The following is a 25,161-nucleotide window of genomic DNA, read 5'->3' on the forward strand; positions in this document are numbered from 1 at the left end:
GAGGACGAAAGCATGAAAATCAGTGATGGAAACTGGCTTATTCAACCGGGGCTGAACGTGACGTATCCGGTTCAGGTGTTCGACGTGGAGCGGCAGGGCAATGACCTGGTGGCGTATATCGCCCCGCGTGACGTGCGCGAACGTACCTGGCAGCTCGACACGTTAATGTTCACGGTGCGCCTGTTTGCTCCGCAGGAAGGCATTGTCGGGGTGCGCATCGAGCACTTCCAGGGCGCGCTGTACAACGGCCCGCACTATCCGCTCAACGTGCTGAAGGACGTAGAGGTAGAGATTGAAAACAACGCCGACTTTGCCGAGCTGAAGAGCGGCAGCGTCAGCGTGCGCGTCACCAAAGGGGAGTTCTGGGCGCTGGATTTCCTGCGCAACGGCCAGCGCATAACCGGCAGCCAGCTGAAAAACAACGGTTACGTGCAGGATACCAATACCGATCGCAATTACGTGTTTGAACGTCTGGATCTGGGCGTGGGGGAAACGGTTTACGGCCTGGGCGAGCGCTTTACCGCCCTGGTGCGCAACGGCCAGCGGGTCGATACCTGGAACCGCGACGGCGGCACCAGCACCGAGCAGTCCTACAAAAACATCCCGTTCTACCTGACCAACCGCGGCTACGGCGTGCTGGTGAACCATCCGGAAAACGTCTCGTTTGAAATCGGCTCGGAGAAAGTCTCCAAAGTGCAGTTCAGCGTGGAAGGGGAATATCTTGAGTATTTCGTGATCGACGGTCCGACGCCGAAAGAGGTGCTGAACCGCTATACGCAGTTCACCGGGCGTCCGGCGCTGCCGCCGGCGTGGTCGTTCGGCCTGTGGCTGACCACCTCGTTCACCACCAACTACGACGAAGCGACGGTAAACAGCTTCATCGACGGCATGGCCGAGCGCGACCTGCCGCTGCACGTTTTCCACTTCGACTGCTTCTGGATGAAGGCCTTCCAGTGGTGCGACTTCGAGTGGGACCCGGCGACCTTCCCGGACCCGGAAGGCATGATCCGCCGCCTGAAGGAGAAAGGGCTGAAGGTCTGCGTGTGGATTAACCCGTATATCGGCCAGAAATCGCCGGTATTTCAGGAGCTGAAAGCGAAGGGCTACCTGCTTAAGCGGCCGGACGGCTCCCTGTGGCAGTGGGACAAATGGCAGCCTGGGCTCGCGATTTACGACTTCACCAACCCGGAAGCGTGCCGGTGGTATGCCGATAAGCTGAAAGGCCTGGTAGATATCGGCGTTGACTGCTTCAAAACCGACTTCGGCGAGCGGATCCCGACGGATGTCCGGTGGTTCGACGGGGCCGATCCGCAGAAAATGCATAACCATTACGCCTACATCTACAACGAACTGGTGTGGAACGTGCTGAAAGAGACGGTGGGCGAAGAGGAGGCGGTGCTGTTTGCCCGTTCTGCCTCCGTCGGCGCGCAGCAGTTCCCGGTGCACTGGGGCGGGGACTGCTACGCCAACTACGAATCCATGGCGGAAAGCCTGCGCGGCGGGCTGTCGATTGGCCTGTCCGGCTTCGGGTTCTGGAGTCACGATATCGGCGGATTCGAAAACACCGCCCCGGCGCACGTCTACAAACGCTGGTGCGCGTTCGGGCTGCTCTCCAGCCACAGCCGCCTGCACGGCAGCAAATCCTACCGGGTGCCGTGGGCGTACGATGACGAATCCTGCGACGTGGTGCGCCACTTTACGCAGCTGAAATGCCGGATGATGCCTTACCTGTACCGTCAGGCGACGCTGGCTCGCGAGTGCGGCACGCCGATGCTGCGGGCGATGATGCTGGAATTCCCGGACGATCCGGCGTGCGATTATCTCGACCGGCAGTACATGCTGGGGGATTCCGTGATGGTGGCGCCGGTGTTCTCCGAGGCGGGCGACGTGCAGTTCTATCTGCCGGAAGGCCGCTGGACGCACCTGTGGCATAACGACGACGTTGAGGGCAGCCGCTGGCATAAGCAGCAGCACGATTTCCAGAGCCTGCCGGTGTATGTGCGCGACAACACGCTGCTGGCGCTGGGCAACAATAGCCAGAAACCGGACTACGCGTGGAACGAGGGGACGGCCTTCCAGCTGTTTAACCTGAGCGATGGCGCAACGGCGGTAAGCGAAGTGCCTGCGGCGGACGGTTCGGTGGTATTTACGCTGAAGGCGGCACGCCAGGGCGACACCGTGACCCTTACCGGTGCGGGTGAAGCGCGGAACTGGTCGGTATGCTTGCGCAACGTGCAGAAGGTAGGCGGCGTGAAGGGCGGAACGCACGCGGGCAGCGAGTGGGGCGTGGTGGTGAAAGCGGAGGGGGATGAGGTGGTGGTGCACCTTTAATTCCCCCTCACCCTAACCCTCTCCCCAAAGGGGCGAGGGAATGGTTTGCTCCCTCTCCCTTTCAGGGAGAGGGCTGGGGTGAGGGCAGTGTCGATACCACACCAGCCGTCATCGTCTGCTGCACCTGCTGTTTATCCATATTTACCGCGCTCAGCTTGCCGTTGACCGTTGGCTTCAGGGGCGCATTCGCCTGCACGCTACCGCTGGCAGTCAACTGAATATTGCCGTCACCCGCAATCGGCAGGGCTGGCCAGCCCCACTGCTGCAACACGTTGAGCGGCACGCCGCGCCCGTTCAGGCTAACGGTGGTCTGCCGCTGCGGCAGCTGTGAAACCGTGGCGGTCGCCTCCAGGATCCCTTTCTCGGTAAACGCGCTCAGGTCAGTAATATTCACCGTCGCGGCGTTGGCGTTCAGCGCGAGCGACGGGCGGCGCACATCGACGCGGTTAAAGGTTGCCGCCGCGCCGTTCAGGGTCGCACTGCCGCCCCATACGCCCCACTTATGGTCTTTCGCCAGCTGCAGGTTGGCGCCGTAACCGTCGAGGGAGGTGATCTGCCACGGGAAAGCAGGATCGATGTCGATCACCAGATTGCGGCTCAGGCCGAATTTTTTCAGCGTCACGCTGTTCAGCCACGCCGGCAGCGGATCCATCCACAACGTTTTCCAGTTTTCCGGAAGCGTATACTCCAGCCCGGCAACGGCGACATCATCCAGCACCAGGGCTTTACCCTCGCGCAGCCAGTTACCGGACGTGCGCACCATACCGCCTTCCCAGCGGGAGGTGAACTGGCGCAGCGCCATACCCTGCGGGGAAAATTCCGCATTCATAATCGGGTCGTACAGGTGCAGCGAGCCGTAGATAAATTCGCTGGCGTTCATGGATAAGCGACCCTCCTGGCTTTGCCAGTCGCCTTTGCTCAGCGTCAGGTTGCGCAGGCTCAAATCCAGGTCGGTCACCGCCCAGTCTGGCCCCTGCAGGCGGGCATCGGTCACGTCCAGCCGCCCGATCCGTAACGAAGGCAGCGTGGCGAGAGGGGCGAAGAAATCCAGCAGCGGTTTATCGCTTTGCAGGCGGATCTCGTTCAGACGCAGGGTATTAATTACCCAGCTGCCGTCGGCGTTACGCAGGGCCGAGCCCGTAAGCGAGCCGCGCGCCATATCGGCACCGATAGTGTTCAGCGCCACCTCATTACCGTTGAGTTGCCCCTGGATCAGCACGTTGTTGGCCGGTATGCCGTTGAGGGTGAGCGAGCCGGCGCTCATCTGGATTTGCGCCTTTTTCCCCAGCACGTTCCCCGCCTCTGGCTGCCACGGGCTGACGCCGCCGGTGACCTTTTGCGCACTCAGATCCCACGCCGTATTCGGGCTGTTAAAGGCCATGTTGTTGAGCTGCAAACGGTCGGCCTGGAACGGCAGCGGCGCCGTCTGCGGCGATAAATTCAGCGTGCCGTCGAACAGGGTGATGGTGTCCATATGCAGCGGGTCGGTGATTTGACGGCTGCTTAAGCCAATGTCCACCGTTTTGGCGACCAGCGTGGCCGGTTGGCCATCGCGTCCGAAGGTGACGTTCTCCAGAAGGATGTGGGAAGGGGATGAAAACCGGTGATCCATCTGGTCGAAGCTGAGCTCGTAATCGGTATTCACCGTGATCCAGCTGCTAGCCTGTGACGCGCCCCAGCGGGTCTGGAGCAGAAAATAGAAGGCGAGCACTACAATAAGCAGGGCTACCAGAAGATAGATGAGCAGCTTTCCAATAAATTTCATGGTCTTCCCTCCCGCGAAACGCATATAGAGGAGTTATGCACGATTTATGCGCAATGCTCAAGGCGGGAATGGTGTAAAGAGATGTCACGGCAGGCATTGACAGCCTGCCGTGAGGAGGATCAGTTCTTTTCAGGCGGGAATACGAGGTTCAGCACGATAGCCGTGATGCCGCCCGCGGCAATGCCGGAGGAGAGCAGGTTCTTCACCCAGTCCGGGGCAAACTGCAGAATCAGTGGCTGCTGGGACACGCCAAGACCCACGGCGAGAGACAGCGCGATAATCATGATTGCGCGGCGGTTCAGCGGCTCGCGTGAAACGATACGCACGCCGGAGGCGGCGATGGTGCCAAACATGACCAGCGTCGCGCCGCCCAGGACCGGCTCAGGGATGTGCTGCACGAATCCGCTCACCGCCGGGAACAGGCCGAGAACGACCAGCATCAGCGCCACCACGAAGCCAACGTAGCGGCTGGCGACGCCGGTCAGCTGGATCACGCCGTTGTTCTGGCCGAAGCAGGAGTTCGGGAAAGTGTTGAACACCGCAGAGACGAAGGAGTTCAGGCCGTTCGCCAGCACGCCGCCTTTCAGGCGTTTCATATACAGCGGGCCAGACACCGGCTGCTCGGAAACGTCGGAGGTGGCAGTGATATCGCCAATGGTCTCCAGCGAGGTGATCATAAAGACCAGCATCAGCGGCAGCAGCAGGCTCCAGTCAATGCCCAGGCCGTAATAGAGCGGGGTAGGGACGGTTATCAGCGCCGCGTTCGCTGGCGCGGTGTTTTCAGGCAACATGCCCAGTGCCCATGCGAGCAGGTAACCGGCCGCCATGGCGATCACCAGCGACGCAACGCGCAGGTAAGGGTTACGCTGGCGGTTAAGCAGAATAATGATCGCCAGCACGACGCCAGCCAGCAGCAGGTTTTTCGGGGCGCCAAAGGTATGGTCGCTCATTGCCGCGTAGCCGCCTCCGATGGAGGTCAGGCCCACCTGAATCAGCGACAGGCCGATAATCATCACCACCACGCCGGAGACCAGCGGGGTGATCACGCGGCGCGCCAGGTGCAGCACGCGGGAAATAATCATCTCTGTGCAGCTTGCCAGCATCAGGGTGCCGAACAGCGCTGCCATCATCGTCGGGACATCTGCGCCGCCGGTTTTCAGTGCCGTACCGCCCATGATCAGCGGCGCCACGAAGTTGAAGCTGGTGCCCTGAATCGACAATAAACCCGAACCCACCGGACCCCATGCTTTAATTTGAATAATGGAGGCCACACCGGAAGCGAACAGAGACATACTGATGATATGTTGCGTATCCTGTGCCGGTAATCCCAGCGCCTGACAAATCAGCAGAGCAGGCGTGATGACCGCAACGAACATCGCCAGCAGGTGCTGACAGGCGGCAAACAGGGTTTGTGGCAGCGGGGGACGATCTTCAAGGCGGTAAATCAGTTCGCTGTTTTGCTTCTGCGCAATCGGTTGCGCATCAGAAGACTCCAGAGTATTAACAGACATCGGCGGCAATCCCACGGTGGAAAAGCGGGCATTTTATCTGACCACCTGGTAAAAGCAAACGATTGCCAGCAAAAAAAAGAGAGAAAATCTGCCGATGTGAGCAGGTTTTCTACAACGCAGAGGGAAAAAAAATTACACTTTTCGCGCCGGTGGCTCATGACGAGCATAACCCGGCCCAGGATAACGCCGCGTGTGTATGGAACACGCGCATAACAGGAGCCTCTTATGATTCATCTCGATACGTTGTCGACCCTTGTTGCCGCAACGCTGGTTCTTCTGCTTGGTCGCAAGCTGGTACACAGTGTTTCCTTTCTGAAAAAGTACACCATTCCTGAACCTGTCGCCGGTGGGTTGCTGGTGGCGCTGGCCCTGCTGGTGCTGAAAAAAAGCATGGGTTGGGAAATCGATTTTGACATGTCCCTCAAAGATCCGCTGATGCTGGCCTTCTTTGCCACTATCGGCCTGAACGCCAACCTGGCGAGCCTGCGCTCGGGCGGCAAGGTGCTGGGCGTGTTCCTGATCGTCGTGGTTGGGCTGCTGCTGATGCAAAACGCCATCGGCATCGGTATGGCGTCGTTGCTGGGGCTGGATCCGCTGATGGGTCTGCTGGCGGGCTCAATCACCCTGTCAGGCGGCCACGGCACGGGGGCGGCGTGGAGCAAGCTGTTTATCGAACGCTATGGCTTTGAAAACGCAACGGAAGTGGCGATGGCCTGCGCGACCTTTGGTCTGGTGCTTGGCGGCCTGATTGGCGGCCCGGTAGCGCGTTACCTGGTGAAGCACTCCACCACGCCGGAAGGCAGACCGGATGATGAAATGGTGCCAACGGCGTTCGAAAAACCGGACGTTGGCCGCAGCATCACCTCGCTGGTGATGATTGAAACCATCGCCATGATTGCGATCTGCCTCACCGTGGGCAAAATCGTTGCGCAATGGCTGGCGGGAACGGCCTTCGAGTTGCCAACGTTCGTTTGCGTGCTGTTTATCGGGGTGATCCTGAGCAACGGTCTGGCGCAGATGGGCTTCTACCGCGTCTTTGAACTCGCGGTGTCCGTGCTGGGTAACGTCAGTCTGTCGCTGTTCCTGGCGATGGCGCTGATGAGCCTCAAGCTGTGGGAGCTGGCGTCGCTGGCGCTGCCGATGGTGGCGATTCTGGCGGTTCAGGCCGTGTTTATGGCGCTGTATGCCATCTTTGTCACCTGGCGCATGATGGGCAAAAACTATGATGCGGCGGTACTGGCAGCGGGTCACTGTGGGTTTGGGCTGGGGGCAACGCCTACGGCCATCGCCAACATGCAGGCGATCACTGAACGATTCGGCCCGTCGCACATGGCGTTTCTGGTGGTTCCGATGGTTGGCGCGTTCTTCATCGATATCGTCAACGCGCTGGTCATTAAGCTGTACCTGATGCTGCCGATGTTTGGCTGATCGTCAGGCGTTGGAATACCGTTCGGTTTCCGGCATCCAGCGTTCGATTAACGCTGCCGCCTGTTCGGGGTAGCGTTCATGAATATGGCGCGCCAGGCGCTGAACCTCGGGGATCATGGCCTGATCGCGCAGCAAGTCTGCCACTTTAAATTCGGCGTTACCCGTCTGACGCGTGCCCAGCAGTTCGCCCGGGCCGCGGATCTCCAGATCTTTTTGCGCAATCACGAAGCCGTCGTTGCTGTCGCGTAATACCTGCAAACGCATCTGCGCGGTTTTCGACAGCGGCGCTTTGTAGAGCAGCACGCAGTGGGAGGCGATCGCGCCACGCCCCACGCGGCCCCGCAGCTGGTGGAGCTGCGCCAGGCCCAGACGCTCCGGGTTCTCGATAATCATCAGGCTGGAGTTTGGCACGTCCACACCTACCTCGATGACCGTAGTCGCAACAAGTAAATGCAGCTCGCCCTGCTTGAACGACTGCATCACCGCCTGCTTCTCGGCGGGCTTCATGCGGCCGTGAACAAGACCGACGTTCAGCTCCGGCAGGGCGAGCTTTAGCTCTTCCCACGTGGCTTCGGCTGCCTGCGCTTCCAGAAGCTCTGACTCTTCAATCAGGGTGCAGACCCAGTACGCCTGACGGCCTTCCTGAGTGCAGGCGTTGCGCACCCGGTCAATGATGTCGCTGCGGCGCGTGTCCGGTATGGCGACCGTGGTCACCGGCGTACGGCCCGGCGGCAGTTCATCGATGGTGGAGGTATCCAGGTCGGCGTAGGCCGTCATTGCCAGGGTGCGCGGGATAGGGGTGGCGGTCATGATCAGCTGATGCGGGTGGAAGCCCTGCTGCAGGCCTTTCTCCCACAGCGCCAGACGCTGATGCACGCCAAAGCGGTGTTGCTCGTCGATAATGACCAGCGCCAGGCCGTTAAACTGCACCTGTTCCTGGAAAATGGCGTGCGTACCGACAATCATCTGCACCTGCCCGCTGGCTATCGCCTCCTGCTGCGCAAGGCGCGCTTTGCCCTTCTGTTTCCCGGCCAGCCAGCCCACTTCGATGCCCAGCGGCGCGAACCAGCTGCGGAAATTACTGGCGTGCTGCTCGGCCAGCAGCTCAGTCGGTGCCATCAGCGCCACCTGCCTGCCGTGGGCGATGGCGCGTAGCGCGGCCAGCGCTGCAACCAGCGTTTTACCGGAACCCACGTCGCCCTGCACCAGGCGCATCATCGGCACGTCAAGCGTCATATCGCGTTCAATCTCGGCGGTAACCCGCGCCTGTGCGCCGGTGGGTTTAAACGGGAGTGAGGCCAGCAGCTTATCTTTGAGTTCATCACGCTGGCCTAAAGGCTGAGCGTGGAAACGCTGCGCACCGGCGCGCAGTGCCAGCATGCTCAGGTTATGGGCCAGTAACTCCTCAAGGATAAGTCGCCGCTGTGCGGGGTGTTTACCGCTTTCTAAGTCTGTGAGCTGAAGCGTTGGCGGCGGACGGTGCAGGGTGCGCAGCGCTTCCGGCAGGCTCATCATGCCTTGCGCCAGCTCCGGGGGCAGCAGCTCGGAAATGGCGCAGGTATCGAGCAGCTCCAGCGCCTGATCGGTGAGCTTGCGCAACGTTGCCTGCTTCACGCCCTCGGTGGTCGGATAGACCGGCGTGAGCGTCTCCTGCAGCTCTGGCGAGCTGAGATCGCCCTGTATGCGGTATTCCGGGTGGATCATCTCCGCACCGTATTTACCACGTTTGGCTTCACCGTACGCGAGCACGCGTCGGCCTGCGGCAAGGCTGTTTTTCATCGCCGCGCTGAAGTTGAAAAAGCGCATGGTGAGAATGCCGGTCCCGTCGCTGATCTGACAGGTCATCATCCTGCGGCCGCCAAAGGTGATATTGCAGTTCAGCACTTCGCCTTCAACGGTGGCGTAGATAGCGGGCAGCAGATCGCCAATTTTATAAAGCTGGGTACGATCTTCGTAACGCAGGGGGAGGTGGAGCAGGAGATCCTGCACGGTGTGCAGGCCAATCTTCGCCAGTTTGCTGCTTTGTGCCGCGCCCACGCCCGTCAGGCTGTTGAGCGGGATGGCGTCCAGCAGGCGGCCTTTCATGGTTTACCCGGCGTACTGCATGGTAGACCACCACTCGGCATCGGCTTCAATTTCGCCCTGCGCGTTGACGTGGGGGTAAGGCAGTTTTTTCTGCTTCGCAACGCGAGCCAGCACCGGATAGCCACCTTCAAACAGCAGGCGCTGCTGTTCATCTTCCGGAAGCATGCTGTTGCTGCGCTCGTACATGCCGGCGTTCTGACGCTGGCGCTGTGCTTCATACAGAATAAGCGCAGAGGCGACCGACACGTTCAGTGACTGGACCATGCCGACCATCGGGATGATGATGTCCCGATCTGCCAAATCCAGCGCTTCCTGGGTGATCCCCGTTTTCTCCTGACCCATCAAAATGCAGGTCGGGCGGGTGTAGTCGATCTCACGGAAATCTACGGCTTTGTCGGAGAGGTTGGTTGCCAGAACCTGCATGCCGCGCCCCTTCAGGTGCGAGACCGCTTCACCAATAGTCTGGTGAGTTTTCACGGATACCCAGCTGTTACTGCCTGCGGCAGTCGAGGCCATGGTGCGCATGCGTGCGCCCGGCCAGACGGCGTGTACTTCATGTACGCCGACGGCATCTGCGGTGCGAACGATAGCAGAGACGTTATGAGGTTTATGGACCTGCTCCATGCAGACCGTCAGATCAGGCTGACGCCTGGCGAGCATTTCGCAGATTCGCTCGTAACGTTTTGAATTCATAATGCTAGTTTCGGTTACGGGTGACTTTAATGACGTCCGGCATTACGCGGATCTTGCGCATAATATTTGCCAGATGCACGCGGTCACGGGCGGTCAGGCGAATAAAGGCGCTGTAAACGCGGCCGTCTTTCTCTTCCGTATTCAGGCTCTGAATATTGGACGAGGCCGTGTTGATCGCTGCCGTCAGGTTTGCCAGTGCGCCCTGGTGGTTGAACATATCCACCTTGATTTCGGTAATAAATTCCTGCGCCGTCTCTTTATCCCACTCGACCGCCATGAACTTCTCTGGCTCTTTCTGGTAGCCACGGATGTTACGACAGGATTCGTGGTGGATCACCAGCCCTTTACCCGGGCTGACGTGCGCAATAATCGGGTCGCCAGGGATCGGACGGCAGCATTTGGCAAAGGTGATCAGCACCCCGTCAGCGCCTTTGATCGGCAGATGACCATGATTTTGCGCGGTGGCAGGAACGGCTGTCGTTTCGCCTTGTTGCAGGTTCTTGGCCACCACCACGCTCATGGCGTTGCCGAGGCCGATCTCTGCCAGCAGGTCATCCAGCGAAGCGAGCTTCATGCGCTCCAGCTCATGCTGAATATTCTCTGGCGGGATCTCAGCCAGCTTGCGGCTGCCACCCAGGGCGTGGTTAAGCAGACGACGCCCCAGGCTGACGGAGTCGTCGCGCTTGAGGTTTTTCAGCAGCTGGCGGATTTTCGCACGCGCTTTAGAGCTCACGACAAAGTTCAGCCAGGCTGCGTTGGGACGGGCGCCCGGCGCGGTGATGATCTCCACCGTTTGCCCACTGAAGAGCGGCTGAGACAGCGGATAAGGCTGTCTGTCGACGCGGGCGCCCACGCAGGCATGGCCGATATCGGTATGCACGGCGTAAGCGAAGTCGACCGGTGTCGCACCCGCAGGCAGTTCGACAATGCGCCCTTCAGGTGTGAAAACGTAAATCTCATCCGGGAAGAGATCGGATTTAACGCTCTCGATAAATTCAAACGAGCTGCCTGCGCTTTGCTGTAGCTCCAGCAGGCTCTGCATCCAGCGCTGAGCGCGGATTTGCGCGGTAGTGCTGCTTTCGCCACCGTGCTCTTTATAAGCCCAGTGTGCCGCGACACCCATCTCCGCCATCTGATCCATGTCTTCGGTACGAATTTGCACCTCAACCGGAACGCCGTGCGGGCCAATCATCGAGGTGTGCAAAGACTGGTATCCGTTCGCTTTTGGAATGGCGATGTAATCTTTGACGCGCCCCGGGCGTGGCTTGTACAGGCTATGCATCTGCCCCAGCACGCGGTAGCAGGTGTCCGAGTCGTGGACGATTACGCGGAATGCGTAAATATCCATGATCGAGTGAAAACGCTGCTCTTTGAGCACCATTTTACAGTAGATAGAGTACAAATGCTTTTCGCGACCGCTGACGCGGCACGGAATGCCGGCTTCCTGCAAGCGCCCTTCGATTTCAGAGAGGATTTTTTGAATCATCTCTTTACGGTTGCCTCGTGCGGCTTTCACCACCTCTTTAATCACGCGATAGCGGTTTGGGTATAACGCTTCAAAACCCAGCTCTTCCAGCTCGGTTTTAATGTGGTGAATACCTAAACGGTGCGCCAGCGGACTGTAGATTTCGAGGGTTTCACGGGCGATGCGGCGACGTTTATCCGGGCGAAGTGAGCCCAGCGTGCGCATGTTGTGGGTACGGTCAGCGAGCTTGATGAGAATGACGCGGATATCCTGCACCATCGCCATGATCATCTTGCGAAAGTTTTCGGCTTGCGCCTCTTTCTTGTCGCGGAATTTCAGCTTATCAAGCTTAGAGACCCCCTCCACCAGCTCGGCAACGCTTTTGCCAAACAGCTGTTCCATATCCTGGTAGGTGGCAGGGGTATCTTCGATCACGTCATGCAGCAGGGCGGCCATCAGCGTTTCGTAGTCGAGTTTCATCTCGGCCAGAATGCAGGCCACCGCCACCGGGTGCGTGATGTAGGGTTCACCGCTTGAACGTGTCTGGCCCTCGTGAGCGTCACGTGCAACGAGATACGCCTGCTGAAGACGCTTAATCTGGTCTTCAGGCAGGTAGGTTTGAATCAGTTGATTCAGGCTTTCAAACAGATACAAGGGCGACCCGCAGGTTTAATTAACGACGACCTTCAGCAATGGCGGTTACGGCCTGCAGTTCTGCGGCTTCCTGCTCTTGCTGCTCCTGGCGCTCACGCACGTCGAGGATCTGGTTGTTGATCAGACCTTCTTCGATTTCGCGAAGTGCAATAACGGTGGTTTTATCGTTTTCTTCCGGTACCAGCGGATCTTTACCGCCTACCTGCATCTGACGAGCGCGACGCGCGGCGACCAGTACCAGGTCAAAACGGTTACCAATTTTCTCTACAGCGTCCTGAACAGTTACGCGTGCCATACTTAAAATGCTCCACAGGTGAAGAAATGACTGGGCATGATACTGAAAGTGGGTTCAGTCTGCCAACAGTTTGGTGATTAATGCGTCATGTCGCTGCTTCTGGCGGCTCATACGCAGACGTTCTGCGCGAAGGATAGTTTTGAGATCGCTCAGCGCGGCATCAAAATCATCATTCACAATAAGGTAATCATATTCCGCGTAATGGCTCATTTCTGCAACAGCCTGTGCCATACGCTTCGCGATAACTTCTTCGCTGTCCTGACCGCGGCCACGCAGGCGGCGATCCAGTTCATCTTTCGATGGCGGTAAAATAAAGATACTGCGCGAATCAGGCATTTTCTTACGAATTTGCTGCGCGCCCTGCCAGTCGATATCCAGGAACACGTTCACACCCGTAGCCAGTACCTGCTCAATGGTTTCACGCGAGGTTCCGTAGTAGTTACCGAAAACTTCCGCGTGTTCAAGAAACGCGTCTCTGGCAATCATCGCTCTGAATTCGTCGTGATTTACAAAGAAATAGTGTTCACCGTGCACCTCACCCGGACGCGGTGCCCGCGTGGTGTGAGAAACAGAAACCTGTGTATCGTACAGCGGTTGGGTTTTTAACAGTGCCTGAATAAGGCTGGATTTACCCGCGCCACTAGGGGCAGAAACAATATAAAGCGTGCCTTGAGCCATGAGAGTCTTTTGTATGTGTTAGCGAAGAAGTCCTACATACGGGCTTATTATACACGTCGCCGCTGTGTGACGTAGCCTTTGTCACACTTTTTCCCCTGGATTATTGATTTTTGCGTGCCGTTTTCAGGTTTTATCTGCGGTTTGCAGCAATAAAAAGAAACGCTGGATAACGCCTCGCAAAGCGTAACGTTGCCATTCGCGTAGTTTTCAACGCCGGGTTATACCTCCTCCAACGCAAAGGAGGGGTAATGATGTGGCGATGGATAAGCGGATTAGCGCTGTTGTGGTGTGGCACCGGGTTAGCGGTGTGCCCGGTATGGTCGCAGGCAAAAGCAGAGAAGGAAATTGCAGCGCTGAGCGCGCAGATCAAACGCTGGGACGATGCTTACTGGAAGCAGGGAAAAAGTGACGTTGATGACGGCGTGTACGACCAGCTTAACGCGCGGTTGAATCAGTGGCAGCGCTGTTTTGGTCATACCTCTGCCGGGGAGAAGCTGCCCCCTCTTACGGGCAGTGTGAAACACCCGGTTGCGCATACGGGCGTGCATAAGGTTGCCGGTAAGGCTGAGCTCAGCCGGTGGATGCAAGCCCGGCAGCATCTCTGGATGCAGCCCAAGGTGGATGGTGTGGCTGTGACGCTGGTGTACCAGAGCGGGAAGCTTGCCCGGGCCATTAGCCGTGGCAACGGTGTAAAAGGCGAAGACTGGACGGCGCAGGTTCGCTCGATCCCCTCTGTTCCGCAAAACCTGTCCGGCCCCCTGGCAAACAGCGTCTTACAGGGCGAACTGTTCTGGATCCGTGAAAAACACATCCAGCGTCAGATGGGGGGGATGAACATGCGGGCAAAAGTGGCGGGCGCCATGATGCGTCAAAACGATAGCGCACTGCTCAGACAAATAGGCGTGTTTATCTGGGCCTGGCCGGATGGACCGAAAGAGATGCAGGCCTCTCTGGATGCGTTGTCAAAAGCCGGGTTCGCCCTGACGGCGCGTTATACGCTGCCCGCCGCGTCTGTGGATGCGGTCGAAGCGCAGCGTTCAGCGTGGCATACAGCAGCACTGCCCTTTGCCACGGACGGCATTGTGGTGCGCTCAGCGGATGAACCCGCGGGCGATGGTTGGTTACCCGGTGAAGGGCGCTGGGTTGTCGCATGGAAATATACGCCTGTCGCTCAGGTTGCTGAGGTGCGAGGGATACAGTTTGGCGTCGGGCGAACGGGTAAGGTGTCCGTGGTAGCCGAGCTGGAGCCGGTAAAGCTTGACGATAAACAGGTGCGGCGGGTGAGCCTGGGGTCGGTTGCCCGCTGGCAGCGGCTGGACGTTGTTCCCGGCGATCAGGTTCTGATAAGCCTTGCCGGACAGGGGATCCCCCGGTTCGACCGGGTTGTCTGGCGGGGAGCGGACAGGAAAAAACCCGAACCTCCGGCCCCGCAGTATCATTCACTGACCTGTTTTTATGCCTCACCGGCGTGTATGGAACAGTTCTTTGCCCGGCTGACGTGGCTTAGCTCGAAGCAGGGGCTGGGGATCGAGGGGTTAGGCGAGGCGGGCTGGCGGACGCTTCATCAGACGCATCGTTTCGAGCATATTTTTTCGTGGTTAACACTGACGCAGGAACAGCTACAGTCCACGCCGGGCTTTTCCGCCGGGCGCGGGCTATCGCTCTGGCATCGTTTTAATCGGGTGCGTAAACAACCCTTTATTCGCTGGGTCACAGCGATGGGGATCCCGCTGACAAAAGCCACGCTGAATGCGGTTGGGGCGGCGTCGTGGCAGGCGCTGAATCAGCGGAGCGCCGCTGACTGGCAGGCTTTGCCGGGAACAGGTGAAGAGAAGGCGCAGCAGATCGTGAGCTGGCTGCATGCGCCTCCCGTTGATGGGCTGGCAAGATGGCTGGCTGAGCAGCACATTAACGGGTTCTGAATTTAATGCGCGTTGTGCTTGTAGTGAAAAACGGGCAGGCCGAGCTTCAGGCGCAACGCGAGCATACGCGCGGTAAACCCAAACAGCAGGGTAGAGATAACCACCACGTCGTGATTGGTTACATAGTGCTGTAAGGCAACATAGAGCACCGCGGCGGCAAAGGAGATGCCAGCATACAGCTCCTTCTGAAAGACCAGAGGAATGCGTTTGCAGAACATATCGCGCAGCACGCCGCCAAACACGCCCGTTATCACGGCTGCGATGGTGGCGATTACCGGGCCTTCCCCCATATCGAGCGCGATTTGCGCGCCAATGATGGAAAAGACGATAAGCCCAAGCGCATCCAGCACCAGGAACAGGCGGCGCAGGTGAGGCATGACGGGCGCCACGATGGTGGTCAATACGGCGGCAGTCGCGACGATAATGACGTATTCAGGGTTTTTGACCCAGCCGAGCGGATAATGACCAAGCAGGATATCGCGCACGGACCCGCCGCCCAGCGCGGTGGCAGTGGCAATAATGATCACGCCGAAGGTATCCATACGGCGACGTCCGGCGGCGAGCGCGCCGGTCATGGCTTCTGCGGTAATGCCAATAAGATAAAGAATGTGAAGCAGCATAAAACCTCCGGTATGAAGGCGTGGAGGTTAGCGATTTGTGCGGAAGATCACGATTGAGATTTTCTAAAGTGACTCATTTCGGATAAGAAATAATAATGAGAATGTGTAATATTTTATAAGTTTAATATATTGTTTTAATTGGATAATTTATTGATATTTATCTCGGTTATTAGCAGCGCAAGGTTGGCTTCTGCCTTAAAAAAGCTAAAGCGTGAAAGCAGCCCGTTGCAGCATTCTGCTGCGCAGGGTTTGGCGAGATCGTTACATGCTCAAGAAAAGCCCTGTAAGGGCACTTACTTTACCGACGATTATTCTTTATAACAAAATAGTCGATATTACATTTATAAAATAAATAAATGACAAAATTGAGCAACATTAAAAACAAATATTTAAATATTGATTATGTGAATTATTTATAACGTTTTATTGCATTAAAAAAATGTTTTAGACAAAATATGCGCCCTTTTTGATTAAAAAATATCCTAATGGTTAAGTGTTTGATTAAATATCTTATTTTTGCAGCTGCACTGACGAGTACCAGTGTTTACGCGGTGAATTGCCAGCGTGCCGTTACTCCGCTCCAGAATACGGTCTGTAATAATGCTAATCTTCACTGGCTGGATGACACCATGACCAACGTCTACCGGGCGATGCTGGTCGCTCGCGATGCCGGCCGGGTGCATCAGGAGTTTGAGGAGTGGGAAAAATCGCTCGGTGAGTGCGCTTCGGACGACTGCATTGAGCGGGCTTACTATAGCGGAATCAGTCGGATAGCCGACGTGCCGTCTGGCTTCTCCTGGGAGGGGCGCTGGTGGAATACCAGTGCCGCCAACGTCAGCGGTGGGGTGATCCAGTTCAGCCATAGCGCGGACTGGTCCATCGTCGCCGATATACGCATCTGGGCGGGACTGAATAAAGATGAGTTTACCGCCGAAGCCCGAAAAATAAACGGCATGGTGCTGATCGATAATATGGTTGATAGCAAACATTGTAAGGTGCTATTTATTCCGCGAATTAGCGGCGCAATACAGGCCTACAGCAACGCGGACTGGGGCTGTCGCCTCTTAATGCCGAGCGGGGCATTTATCGATGGGCGCTACCTGAAGTCAGAGCAGGATCCGCGGCCGAAAGCGACGCTGCGTACCCTGGAAATCTTCCCAAATGCGGAGGTGGACGAACGTTTCCGCGCGCTGGTGGGTGACGATTATCAAAAATTCGTTGATACCGCTAATATCTATATTTATCAGGATGATATGGATAACGTTGGCGCAACGGTGGTATCAATGTGGGTCCGCGGTGCCGCGAATACCCGTACGGCAATCATTATGTACACCGCCCACGACATCTGGGCGGCGCGGATCGAACCGAACGGCAAAGGTAAGCTAACGTTTTCTTACTTCAGTACCCAGGGCAACGACGCCGTCAAAATGCCGCGTACCCTGGCGGAGTGGAAGCTGCGTTATTTGGCGCAATAAATCAGGCGAGGGTTCCCACCACGTTCAGATCGGCGTCGTCCGGCACTTCATTATAGGAAAGCACGTGTAGGCCGCTGGCAAACAATCTGCCGTAACGTGAAATGACCGGACGCAGCTGCGGGGTGACCAGCAGCAGCGGCGGCAGGCCTTTCGCTTTCATCTGCTCGTAAATCATCGGCATCGTATTTTGCAGCTGCGTCAGAATGTTTGGATCGACCGGGAAGCTGTCCAGCGCCACTTTTCCTGCCTGCTGAGCCTGGTTGAGCGCGCTCAACAGCATATTTTCCAGCTGGCTATCAATGGTGTAGGCCGCAAGCTGCGGACGATCGCCATTGATGCTGTGGACGATGGCGCGACGCAGCGCGTAACGCACGTCTGACGTAAGTAATATCGGATCTTTGGTAACCGCCGAGCTTTCAAGTAGCGTCGAGGCGATGGTGACAATATCCTTGAGCGACACCTGCTCCAGCAGCAGCTGGCGGTAAATGCGCAGCAGCTGACTATAGTTTAGCGCGGCGTTTAAATCTTCTGCCAGCTTCGGCGCCTGCTGTGCCAGGCGGGCATGCAGATGGGTGATGTCATCGTAATTAAACAGCTCCGGCAGATGTTCACGGGCAACTTTATTAATATGCGTAGCCACTACGCTTGCGCAGTCGACGACCTGGTAGCCCAGATTCAGCGCTTTAGCCTTCTGCTCCGGGTCAATCCATACAATTGCCATACCGTAGGCCGGATCGGTGTCCAGCACCCCATCGATTTCCCCATAAAGCTCTGTTCCGGGTATGGCCATCAGCTTTTCGGCGTTAACGTCCCCCATCGCCGTGCGGATGCCGTTAATGTGAATAGCGTACTGAGCAGGCTTGAGGCGGAAATTTTCGCGGATGCGGATTTCGGGCAAAAGCACGCCGCACAGTTCGGAGATCACCTGACGAACCCCGCGCACGCGCAGCGATAGCGGGCTGCCTTTGGATTCATCGACCATAGAGACCAGCTTATAGCCGAGGTTCAGGCCAATCGGTTCCACGAGCGGAATGCTGTCCCAGGTAATCGGCGGGTTGGCGTCGGGTGCCAGCGCGTCGCCAATCGCCTCCATATCCGTCTCTTTTGGCGCAGGCTGCACTGCTTTGCTTTGTCGCCAGGCGGCAAACAGCAGCAGCGCCGTAAAGCTCAGGAAGGCAACGTGGGGCATCCCCGGCACGATCGCAAGAATAAACATGACGAACGCGGCGGTGTAAAGCACCCTCGGTCTGGAGAGCAGCTGGCTTTTAATTTCATCGCTGATGTCGTTACCTTCACTGACGCGGGTAACGATGATGGCGGCAGCGGTTGCCAGCAGCAGCGACGGGATTTGGGCGACCAGGCCGTCACCAATCGTCAGCAGCACGTACTGGCGGAAGGCGTGGCTGGCGTCGAGATCGTATTTAAAGATACCGATACAGATACCGCCGATCACGTTGATGATCAGCACCATAATCCCGGCGATGGCGTCGCCGCGAACGAACTTCGACGCACCGTCCATCGCGCCGTAGAAGTCTGCTTCCTTCGCCACCTCCTGTCGACGGTTCCGTGCCTGCTGCTGATTGATAAGCCCGGCATTCATGTCGGCGTCAATCGCCATCTGTTTGCCCGGCAGCGCGTCCAGCGTAAAGCGCGCGGAGACTTCTGAAATACGTTCCGCCCCTTTGGTGACCACCACGAAGTTAATGATCATCAGGATGATAAATACGACGAAGCCGACGACGAAATCGCCGCCAATCACCACCTGGCCGAAGGCCTCGATCACCTTACCGGCCGCCCCCTCGCCCAGATGACCGTTCAGCAGCACGACGCGCGTCGACGCCACGTTCAGCGTCAGGCGCATCAGCGTGGTGATCAGCAGCAGGGTCGGGAAAACGGCAAAATCCAGTGGGCGCTGCATGTTTACCGCCACCAGCAGCACGATGACCGCCAGCACGATATTGAACGTAAACAGGATGTCCAGCATCAGCGGCGACAGCGGCAGGATAACCATCGCCAGCACGCAGAGAAGCAGGACAGGTACCGCGACTTGCCCCTTGCGGAGCACGCTCAGCACGTTGTGCAACTTACTGTTATCCATTGGATTTTAATACCTCTTGAGGAATATCTATTTGCCTGTTCAGGCGGGGTTTTTGCTCAACGCGGCCTTCGCGCCAGGATTTGAGCTGCATGACGTAGGTCAGCACGTGAGCGATGGCGCGAAACAGCTGCGCCGGAATTTGTTGATTCACCCGGGTGGTGTAGTACACCGCGCGCGCCAGCGGCGGGAACTCCACCACTTCGATGCTGTGACTGGCTCCCACTTCACGGATCCACAGCGCTACGTCATCAATCCCCTTAGCGACGATGTAGGGCGCTTCTGCCTTCTGCGGGTCGTACTTCAATGCCACCGCGTAGTGGGTCGGGTTAGTGATAATGACGTCGGCGGTGGGCACGGTGCGCGAAATCTGTCCCATCGCCATCTGGCGCTGTAGCTGGCGAATTCGCCCCTTAATCTGCGGGTTCCCGTCATTATTTTTGTACTCCTCTTTCACCTCTTGCTTAGTCATGCGCATCTTTTTGGTAAACATGAATTTGCTAAGGGGCACGTCAAGCAGGGCGAAAATGACGATAACGGCGACAAAGTAGCTGACAACGTGATGGAAAATGGTGAATCCATAGCCAATTGCCTGGTTCAGATACAGCCGTTGCAGGTGCAGCAGCTCGCTCATCTGGCTATGAACCATGGTGTAAAGTACGGCCAGAATAGTGGCGCATTTCAGCAGCATTTTGCCGACTTCCGTGTAATGGCTGGCGGAAAACATACGCTTGACGCCGCTTATGGGGCTGAGTTTTTTAAAGTCCGGCTTGAGCTTCACTGGCGTAAATAACCAGCCGCCCGGCACCAGGCTGGCGACGATGCAGGCCAGCGGAATGGGGGTTAGCGTGGCGATAAAACGCAGCAATACGCTCAGATTGAGCATCAGAAACTGGTTCAGAATGGTCGGGTTATCGAGGTCTTGCGCCATTGTGCTGGCGGCGGCGAATGACTCGCCGATGAGCTGGTGGTAATAAGGTAAAAACGCCGACAGAGTGAAAAAGGACGCCAGCAGGCCGACCGCCATCGTCAAATCTTTTGAGCGGGGAATGTCACCCTTTTCCCGCGCTTTGCGCAGCTTCCCGGGGGTAGGTTTTTCGCTCTTATCGCCGCCAGAGGCCATTACTGAACCCTTATGGCGTCAAGTTTCGCCAGAATTTCATTGGTCAGATTGAGGTAGTGATCCGGAATGTTGGTCACCAGCATTGAGATACACAGCAGCCCAAACAGCATGCTGATAGGGAAACCAAGGGAGAACAGGTTAAGCGTCGGCGACACCCGGTTGAGCAGGCCGAATCCGCCCTGGACGATCAGCATCACGAAGGTGGTTGGCAGCGCAATCAGCGTGGCGGAGGCCATAATCCAGCCCAGCCCCTGCACGACCAGCATCAGCGACGGCTGGTTAATGGCCTGTCCGATGGGCCAGTAGCTGAAGCCTTTGAACAGAATGGTGACCAGCAATAAATGGCCGTCCATAATGAAAAACAGCAGTCCGCAGAAGATATAGATAATTTGCGAGATAACCGTGGTGGAGCTGCCGTTAACGGGGTCGTTCATCATCGCCATCCCGAGCCCCATATTCATCGACAGAATATGCCCCGCCGTCTGTAGCGCGACGAATACCAGCTGCAGCCCCGTAGCGAAGAGAAATCCCCACAGCAGCTGTTCGCCAATCAGCAGTATGCTGCGCATGGATAGCAGTTCGTTAAGCACCACGTTGTGGTGCAGCATAGGCGTAATGATGATGGCCAGCGCCAGCGCGGTCCCGATTTTGATGCGTCGTGAAAAGACGCGGTTATCGAGTACCGGCGCAAATTGTAAAAAGGCGAGAATGCGGAAGAAGGGCAGAACCAGCGCCATTATCGGCGTCAACAGCGCCTGAATATCGATTCCCATTACGCGTTAACCCACCAGCGCCGCCGCCTGATGAAAAATCTGGACGGTAAAATCTACCAGCTGGGTCAGCATCCATTTTCCGGCAAAAATCAGTACGCCCAGCGTCACGACCAGCCGCGGCAGGAAGCTCAGCGTCTGTTCGTTAATCTGGGTCGTGGCCTGAAAAATACTGACGCACAGGCCGACAATCAGGCTGGGAATAATCGCCACGGCGGAGATCACCAGCACCAGGTGGATGCCGGAGGCCATGATGTCGCCCGCCGTGTCCATGTTCATCATCGCTACAGCCCCTGCACGCTGGAGGTGAGCGTGCCGACGATAAGCGTCCAGCCGTCGCACAGCACGAACAGCATCAGCTTAAACGGCAGCGAGACGATAAGCGGCGACAGCATCATCATCCCCATCGCCATCAGGATACTGGCGACGATCAGGTCGATAACCAGGAAAGGGATGTAGATCATAAAGCCGATCTGGAAGGCCGTTTTAAGCTCGCTCAGCAGATAGGCCGGGGTGACGATGGTCAAATCCTGCTCGCGGGCATCGCCTTCAACCCCGGCGATGGTCATGATCTGCGCCATCGCTTTGGTGTTAGTTTGTGCCAGCATGTACTTCTTCAGCGGCGCTTCGGCGTTAACCAGCGCCTGCTTAAGGGTGATCTGGTCATTCTGGAACGGCTCGACGGCATCGGCGTAAATCGTGGTCCAAACCGGACGCATCACCAGCAGCGTCAGGGCCAGCGCAATGCCGGTAAGGATCTTGTTGGGCGGACTCTGCTGCAGGCCCAGCGCCTGACGCAGGATCGCCAGCACGATGATAAAGCGGGTAAAGCAGGTCATCATCAGCACCATGATCGGCAGCAGGCCGAGCAGGGTCATCAGAATGAGGATTTCAATTTTGACATTGTAATCCTGTCCTGCGCCGTTCGCCGTAGTGCTAAACAGCGTGATATCGCCATTAGCCGCCAGAGCGGGTGGAGCAAACAGCAGGCCAGCCACCAGCAGCAGCGTCAAGCCGTTGCGGTAAAACGTGCGGTTCATCGGGTGAGCTCGCCCAGTTCTTTTGCATTGAACTCGATAATGCGCAGGCCGTATTTGTCGTTCAGGACCACCACTTCCGCTTTGCCGAAGGCAATGCCGTTCACTTTAATATCCAGCGGCTCACCGGCCATTTTGTCCAGCTCGATCACGGAATCGCTATTCACCGACATCAGTTCAGCCAGCGAGATATCCACGGAGGATACTTCCAGGGTAAGCGTGACCGGAATGCGGCTGAACAGCGCCATGCGGCGTTCGTCGGTTTGTGGCGCATGGCGGATTTCAGGCTGAATATCAAGGCGGATATTGCCTTCAACGGTCTCTTCCTGCGGCATATCGCTCAGGTTCAGGTCGTCCAGGTCCAGAGACTGGCTCAGCTCATGTTGCAAATCACTCATAGTGCTTCTCGGTTGTCTTGTCATGGATATCGCATAAGAAAAGCTTGCTGCGATCTTCGGCGATTGCGGCTTCAAAAATCTGTTCTTTACCGATAAAAACCGGCACCGGTTCGTTAATTGCGATCGGAATAATGTCCCCGGGTTTGATGTCGGCAATCTGCGCGACGGTCAGGTTCAGGCTGGCGAGGCGGCCGGTCAGCTTCAGCGGCAGGCTGTCGAACAGGCGTTCGATCTGGGCCGGGCTTAGGGTCACGCTTTTCTCAGTGGCCCGCGCGTGATGATCCGGCGTGCGCAGCGTGGCGAGCATCTGATCGACGTGATGATTGTCCAGCAGGACGGTAAAACTGCCGTGGCTATAGCCGGCCAGAGTAAAGGTGATGCCCCAGGTCCACTGATTAATGACGGCGGAATAATCCACCTTGATATCCAGATCTTCGCCAAAGGTTTCTTTGCAGATAATCAGCGACGTGAGCTCTTGCCCCAGCTTACTTTTAAGGCGTTCTTCCGTTTTGGTTATCGGTAATGACTCATCGGGCGCTATCTGATTGGTATCTTTACTCAGGCCGTAATAATCATGAAGCACGTTAAGTAATAAAATACGGTCAATAACAAAACCGATATTCCCGTAAGGCGTAGAGAATATTTGTGCATTCTTATAATGCTTATCAATGACAAAGGTCATTGATTCCAGCGCGGCATTAACCCGTAGTTTTTTCAGAAAGTAAATGCTCAGGCGCGCATCAAGAATATCAAAGCTATCATTCATTAACTTAGGTAGCTTATGCCATGGTCGGCCGAGTTTACTCACATCAAGCTTTACCAGATCAGGAAGGTTATTCTGCTGGTGGATTCTGATTCGTTCTGAAGCAGGGTACATGTTTATTCCGCTTTGATAACAATTCCTGGTATGACCATAACGTAAGGGTGAAGACCTGTATGACCCATCACGAAAATTTCTTCTGCCAGCATTTGAGTTTTGAAATCGTTGTGACGCTTATCACTGGCACCAAAGGCGCGTTGCCTGTCGAAAACCCATATGCCTTTTTATTCAGGCTGAGAATTAGACCTTTCTCTTCATTTTATTGCAAGAGTGCGTGGTTTATTAATCCATTATTTTTCCGGTTGGAACTAGATTAATGTTATTCATAACTACATGATTTTAAATGGTTAATTTTTTAATATGCATTAAAGATAAGACAATTCTTAGGCGGTGCGTATACTAGGCAACATATTTTCCAGGAAGATTCCTTTCCTCGGGATAATAAATCTAAGTTCTAATCTTTTTTAACATTATTTAAACGTTTTAATTATCCATCCTGCAATGGAAGGACAATTGTGGATGTTAATAAAGGTGTGGCGAATTCTTGTTTTTAAGTTCTTTTAATGGTACTCCAGCATGAACATTATCATTGAACGTGAAGACCGTAATGGAGAAGGGTTTATTGCCGTTTCCCCTGCCAGTGTGGGTGTGATGTCATTAGCCCGCCGCGTTGCTAAATATAATGTGTCAGTCTTGGTCACCGGCGAGACGGGAACAGGTAAAGAGTGCGTCGCCAAATATATTCATGAGCATGCCTGCGCCAATGGTGCGCCGTATGTTGGCGTTAATTGTGCCGCGATCCCGGAAAGCATGCTGGAAGCCATTTTATTCGGCTATGAAAAAGGGGCTTTTACCGGGGCGGTCGCCAGCGTGGCCGGAAAATTCGAGCAGGCTAATGGCGGAACGCTGCTGCTGGATGAAATTGGCGATATGCCTTTAGCACTACAGGCAAAGTTATTACGCGTATTGCAGGAGCAGGAAGTTGAACGTCTGGGAAGCCATAAGCGTATCCCTCTCGATATTCGTCTGATTGCCTCCACCAATAAAGATCTGCAACAGGAAATCGCCGAAGGCCGTTTTCGTCAGGATCTGTTTTACCGTATTTCGGTCGTGCCGATCCATATTACGCCGCTGCGCGAACGCAAGCAGGATATTTTGCCGTTGGTTCAGCGTTTTATTACCAAATATCGCGCCTTCCACAAGGGCAATGTTCGTCTGAGCGACGATGCCCGCCACGCGCTGCTGAACTATGACTGGCCGGGCAACGTGCGTGAACTTGAGAACGTGATCCAGCGGGGCATGATCCTCGGCAACGGTGATGAAATCAAAGCCGCCGATCTCGGGCTGGTTGCGTGCGCACCCCTGCCGGCAAACCCGGCTGTCGGGGTGATGCCCGCCTATCGGGAGCAGGACAACAGCTCAGCCATACGCGACGTTAAGCTGCACGGCCGCATGGCGGAATATCAGTACATCATCGACCTGTTAAAACGCCACAAAGGCAACAAATCTAAAACGGCAGCGTTTCTTGGCATTACGCCTCGCGCGCTGCGTTATCGCCTTGCGTCCATGCGTGACGAAGGTATTGATATTGAATGTTATTCCTGAGGCCAGAAAGGAAAAAATCATGGACAAAATAGCTGCCGCAGGTATTAACAGCGCGCAACAGGCGCTTCTGGATCGTATGCAGCGCACGGCCTCGCTGGCCTCTTCCGGCGCGGTTAACCTTTCCCCCACGATAGCGCCGGCCGGCGACGCGTTTACCCGTACGGCGCCGGTCTCTTTCGCGCGCGTGCTGAACAGCGCTATCAATAACGTCGATGCATTGCAGCACAGCGCCAGCGCAAAGCAAACCGCAATCGATATGGGGCAAAGCGACGACTTAGCCGGCGCAATGATTGAGAGCCAGAAAGCCAGCGTGGCCTTTTCGGCCATGATGCAGGTGCGCAATAAGCTCAACAGCGCGCTGGACGAAGTGATGAACATCTCGCTGTAAGGT

General features: G+C 56.4%; 21 protein-coding genes. 6 read left to right on the plus strand and 15 right to left on the minus strand.

The features are described from left to right. The first annotated feature begins 12 nt into the window (after positions 1-12). Positions 13-2,331 carry an alpha-xylosidase gene (yicI, locus tag IM304_RS13320; RefSeq protein ID WP_193355403.1) on the plus strand — a complete coding sequence of 773 codons (2,319 nt, stop codon included), beginning with the start codon at positions 13-15 and terminating at the stop codon, positions 2,329-2,331. Positions 2,332-2,392: 61 nt separating this feature from the next. On the opposite strand, the gene IM304_RS13325 is transcribed toward yicI, so the two are convergent. Beyond that, positions 2,393-4,096 (minus strand): AsmA family protein, encoded by a 1,704-nt coding sequence (locus tag IM304_RS13325; protein ID WP_193355402.1) that lies wholly within the window; start codon positions 4,094-4,096, stop codon positions 2,393-2,395. Between the two features lie 119 nt (positions 4,097-4,215). Further along, on the minus strand, positions 4,216-5,607 hold the full coding sequence (gene xanP / locus IM304_RS13330; RefSeq protein WP_176609074.1) for a xanthine/proton symporter XanP: 1,392 nt from the start codon (positions 5,605-5,607) through the stop codon (positions 4,216-4,218). A 225-nt stretch (positions 5,608-5,832) separates the two neighbouring features. On the opposite strand from xanP, the gene gltS reads away from it, so the two are divergent. Continuing rightward, the gene (gene gltS, locus IM304_RS13335; protein WP_193355401.1) at positions 5,833-7,035 is read left to right on the plus strand and encodes a sodium/glutamate symporter; all 1,203 of its coding nucleotides are present in this window, start codon (positions 5,833-5,835) and stop codon (positions 7,033-7,035) included. Positions 7,036-7,038: 3 nt separating this feature from the next. Here the strand turns inward: gltS and recG are convergent, their stop codons facing one another. Genes recG through gmk form a run of 5 tightly spaced genes read right to left on the minus strand, consistent with a single transcriptional unit; the run spans position 7,039 to position 12,905 of the window. After that, positions 7,039-9,120, minus strand: coding sequence for an ATP-dependent DNA helicase RecG (gene recG / locus IM304_RS13340; protein WP_193355400.1), 2,082 nt, complete (start codon positions 9,118-9,120; stop codon positions 7,039-7,041). A gap of 3 nt (positions 9,121-9,123) precedes the next feature. Further along, positions 9,124-9,813, minus strand: a complete 690-nt coding sequence (gene trmH, locus IM304_RS13345; protein ID WP_193355399.1) for a tRNA (guanosine(18)-2'-O)-methyltransferase TrmH — start codon at positions 9,811-9,813, stop codon at positions 9,124-9,126. Between the two features lie 4 nt (positions 9,814-9,817). Continuing rightward, on the minus strand, positions 9,818-11,932 hold the full coding sequence (gene spoT / locus IM304_RS13350; protein WP_148420441.1) for a bifunctional GTP diphosphokinase/guanosine-3',5'-bis pyrophosphate 3'-pyrophosphohydrolase: 2,115 nt from the start codon (positions 11,930-11,932) through the stop codon (positions 9,818-9,820). Positions 11,933-11,951: 19 nt separating this feature from the next. Next, positions 11,952-12,227, minus strand: a complete 276-nt coding sequence (rpoZ, locus tag IM304_RS13355; protein ID WP_000135058.1) for a DNA-directed RNA polymerase subunit omega — start codon at positions 12,225-12,227, stop codon at positions 11,952-11,954. Positions 12,228-12,281: 54 nt separating this feature from the next. Next, entirely contained in the window at positions 12,282-12,905 is a 624-nt protein-coding gene (gmk, locus tag IM304_RS13360) for a guanylate kinase (protein ID WP_148420442.1), read from the minus strand. Positions 12,906-13,156: 251 nt separating this feature from the next. Here gmk and ligB point away from each other — a divergent pair, with 251 nt between their 5' ends. Continuing rightward, on the plus strand, positions 13,157-14,827 hold the full coding sequence (gene ligB / locus IM304_RS13365) for an NAD-dependent DNA ligase LigB (protein WP_193355464.1): 1,671 nt from the start codon (positions 13,157-13,159) through the stop codon (positions 14,825-14,827). A 2-nt stretch (positions 14,828-14,829) separates the two neighbouring features. Here the strand turns inward: ligB and IM304_RS13370 are convergent, their stop codons facing one another. Next, positions 14,830-15,447, minus strand: a complete 618-nt coding sequence (locus tag IM304_RS13370; RefSeq protein ID WP_023299016.1) for a trimeric intracellular cation channel family protein — start codon at positions 15,445-15,447, stop codon at positions 14,830-14,832. A gap of 629 nt (positions 15,448-16,076) precedes the next feature. Between IM304_RS13370 and IM304_RS13375 the strand changes: the two genes are divergently transcribed. Then, entirely contained in the window at positions 16,077-16,922 is an 846-nt protein-coding gene (locus tag IM304_RS13375; RefSeq protein WP_227009609.1) for a hypothetical protein, read from the plus strand. Between the two features lies 1 nt (position 16,923). Here the strand turns inward: IM304_RS13375 and IM304_RS13380 are convergent, their stop codons facing one another. The 7 genes from IM304_RS13380 to IM304_RS13410 are packed head-to-tail and all read right to left on the minus strand — an operon-like array spanning position 16,924 to position 23,111. Then, positions 16,924-19,020 carry a flagellar biosynthesis protein FlhA gene (locus tag IM304_RS13380; RefSeq protein ID WP_148420444.1) on the minus strand — a complete coding sequence of 699 codons (2,097 nt, stop codon included), beginning with the start codon at positions 19,018-19,020 and terminating at the stop codon, positions 16,924-16,926. After that, a complete protein-coding gene (flhB, locus tag IM304_RS13385) occupies positions 19,013-20,140 on the minus strand; it encodes a flagellar biosynthesis protein FlhB (RefSeq protein WP_193355398.1) in 1,128 nt (375 codons plus the stop codon). Before flhB ends, IM304_RS13380 begins: the two co-directional genes overlap by 8 nt. Continuing rightward, positions 20,140-20,913: a flagellar biosynthetic protein FliR gene (locus IM304_RS13390; protein ID WP_148420446.1), complete on the minus strand. Its 774-nt coding sequence runs from the start codon at positions 20,911-20,913 to the stop codon at positions 20,140-20,142. The genes flhB and IM304_RS13390 overlap by 1 nt, the downstream gene beginning before the upstream one ends. A gap of 6 nt (positions 20,914-20,919) precedes the next feature. Further along, a complete protein-coding gene (gene fliQ, locus IM304_RS13395; protein ID WP_047347521.1) occupies positions 20,920-21,192 on the minus strand; it encodes a flagellar biosynthesis protein FliQ in 273 nt (90 codons plus the stop codon). 2 nt (positions 21,193-21,194) lie between these two features. Continuing rightward, a complete protein-coding gene (gene fliP, locus IM304_RS13400) occupies positions 21,195-21,950 on the minus strand; it encodes a flagellar type III secretion system pore protein FliP (RefSeq protein WP_193355397.1) in 756 nt (251 codons plus the stop codon). Then, positions 21,947-22,345, minus strand: coding sequence for a flagellar motor switch protein FliN (gene fliN, locus IM304_RS13405; RefSeq protein ID WP_148420448.1), 399 nt, complete (start codon positions 22,343-22,345; stop codon positions 21,947-21,949). Before fliN ends, fliP begins: the two co-directional genes overlap by 4 nt. Further along, positions 22,338-23,111 (minus strand): FliM/FliN family flagellar motor C-terminal domain-containing protein, encoded by a 774-nt coding sequence (locus tag IM304_RS13410; protein WP_227009608.1) that lies wholly within the window; start codon positions 23,109-23,111, stop codon positions 22,338-22,340. Before IM304_RS13410 ends, fliN begins: the two co-directional genes overlap by 8 nt. 630 nt (positions 23,112-23,741) lie before the next feature. On the opposite strand from IM304_RS13410, the gene IM304_RS13415 reads away from it, so the two are divergent. Further along, a complete protein-coding gene (locus tag IM304_RS13415) occupies positions 23,742-24,770 on the plus strand; it encodes a sigma-54-dependent Fis family transcriptional regulator (protein ID WP_193355395.1) in 1,029 nt (342 codons plus the stop codon). Between the two features lie 19 nt (positions 24,771-24,789). Further along, positions 24,790-25,158, plus strand: coding sequence for a flagellar hook-basal body complex protein FliE (locus IM304_RS13420; protein WP_193355394.1), 369 nt, complete (start codon positions 24,790-24,792; stop codon positions 25,156-25,158). Positions 25,159-25,161 lie beyond the last annotated feature (3 nt).

Origin of the sequence: Enterobacter cloacae complex sp. P40C2 (assembly GCF_014930695.1) — a bacterium.
In the GTDB taxonomy this organism is placed as follows: domain Bacteria; phylum Pseudomonadota; class Gammaproteobacteria; order Enterobacterales; family Enterobacteriaceae; genus Enterobacter; species Enterobacter pasteurii.

Bases quoted from the DNA above. Each gene is read 5' to 3' on its own strand.
- fliP (WP_193355397.1), bottom strand. From the start codon at position 21,950: ATGAACCGCACGTTTTACCGCAACGGCTTGACGCTGCTGCTGGTGGCT.
- fliN (WP_148420448.1), bottom strand. From the start codon at position 22,345: ATGAGTGATTTGCAACATGAGCTGAGCCAGTCTCTGGACCTGGACGAC.
- IM304_RS13380 (WP_148420444.1), bottom strand. From the start codon at position 19,020: ATGGATAACAGTAAGTTGCACAACGTGCTGAGCGTGCTCCGCAAGGGG.
- IM304_RS13420 (WP_193355394.1), top strand. From the start codon at position 24,790: ATGGACAAAATAGCTGCCGCAGGTATTAACAGCGCGCAACAGGCGCTT.
- rpoZ (WP_000135058.1), bottom strand. From the start codon at position 12,227: ATGGCACGCGTAACTGTTCAGGACGCTGTAGAGAAAATTGGTAACCGT.
- ligB (WP_193355464.1), top strand. From the start codon at position 13,157: ATGTGGCGATGGATAAGCGGATTAGCGCTGTTGTGGTGTGGCACCGGG.
- gltS (WP_193355401.1), top strand. From the start codon at position 5,833: ATGATTCATCTCGATACGTTGTCGACCCTTGTTGCCGCAACGCTGGTT.
- yicI (WP_193355403.1), top strand. From the start codon at position 13: ATGAAAATCAGTGATGGAAACTGGCTTATTCAACCGGGGCTGAACGTG.
- IM304_RS13410 (WP_227009608.1), bottom strand. From the start codon at position 23,111: ATGAATGATAGCTTTGATATTCTTGATGCGCGCCTGAGCATTTACTTT.
- IM304_RS13415 (WP_193355395.1), top strand. From the start codon at position 23,742: ATGAACATTATCATTGAACGTGAAGACCGTAATGGAGAAGGGTTTATT.
- IM304_RS13390 (WP_148420446.1), bottom strand. From the start codon at position 20,913: ATGGGAATCGATATTCAGGCGCTGTTGACGCCGATAATGGCGCTGGTT.
- flhB (WP_193355398.1), bottom strand. From the start codon at position 20,140: ATGGCCTCTGGCGGCGATAAGAGCGAAAAACCTACCCCCGGGAAGCTG.
- gmk (WP_148420442.1), bottom strand. From the start codon at position 12,905: ATGGCTCAAGGCACGCTTTATATTGTTTCTGCCCCTAGTGGCGCGGGT.
- IM304_RS13325 (WP_193355402.1), bottom strand. From the start codon at position 4,096: ATGAAATTTATTGGAAAGCTGCTCATCTATCTTCTGGTAGCCCTGCTT.
- recG (WP_193355400.1), bottom strand. From the start codon at position 9,120: ATGAAAGGCCGCCTGCTGGACGCCATCCCGCTCAACAGCCTGACGGGC.
- xanP (WP_176609074.1), bottom strand. From the start codon at position 5,607: ATGTCTGTTAATACTCTGGAGTCTTCTGATGCGCAACCGATTGCGCAG.
- trmH (WP_193355399.1), bottom strand. From the start codon at position 9,813: ATGAATTCAAAACGTTACGAGCGAATCTGCGAAATGCTCGCCAGGCGT.
- fliQ (WP_047347521.1), bottom strand. From the start codon at position 21,192: ATGATGAACATGGACACGGCGGGCGACATCATGGCCTCCGGCATCCAC.
- IM304_RS13375 (WP_227009609.1), top strand. From the start codon at position 16,077: ATGACCAACGTCTACCGGGCGATGCTGGTCGCTCGCGATGCCGGCCGG.
- IM304_RS13370 (WP_023299016.1), bottom strand. From the start codon at position 15,447: ATGCTGCTTCACATTCTTTATCTTATTGGCATTACCGCAGAAGCCATG.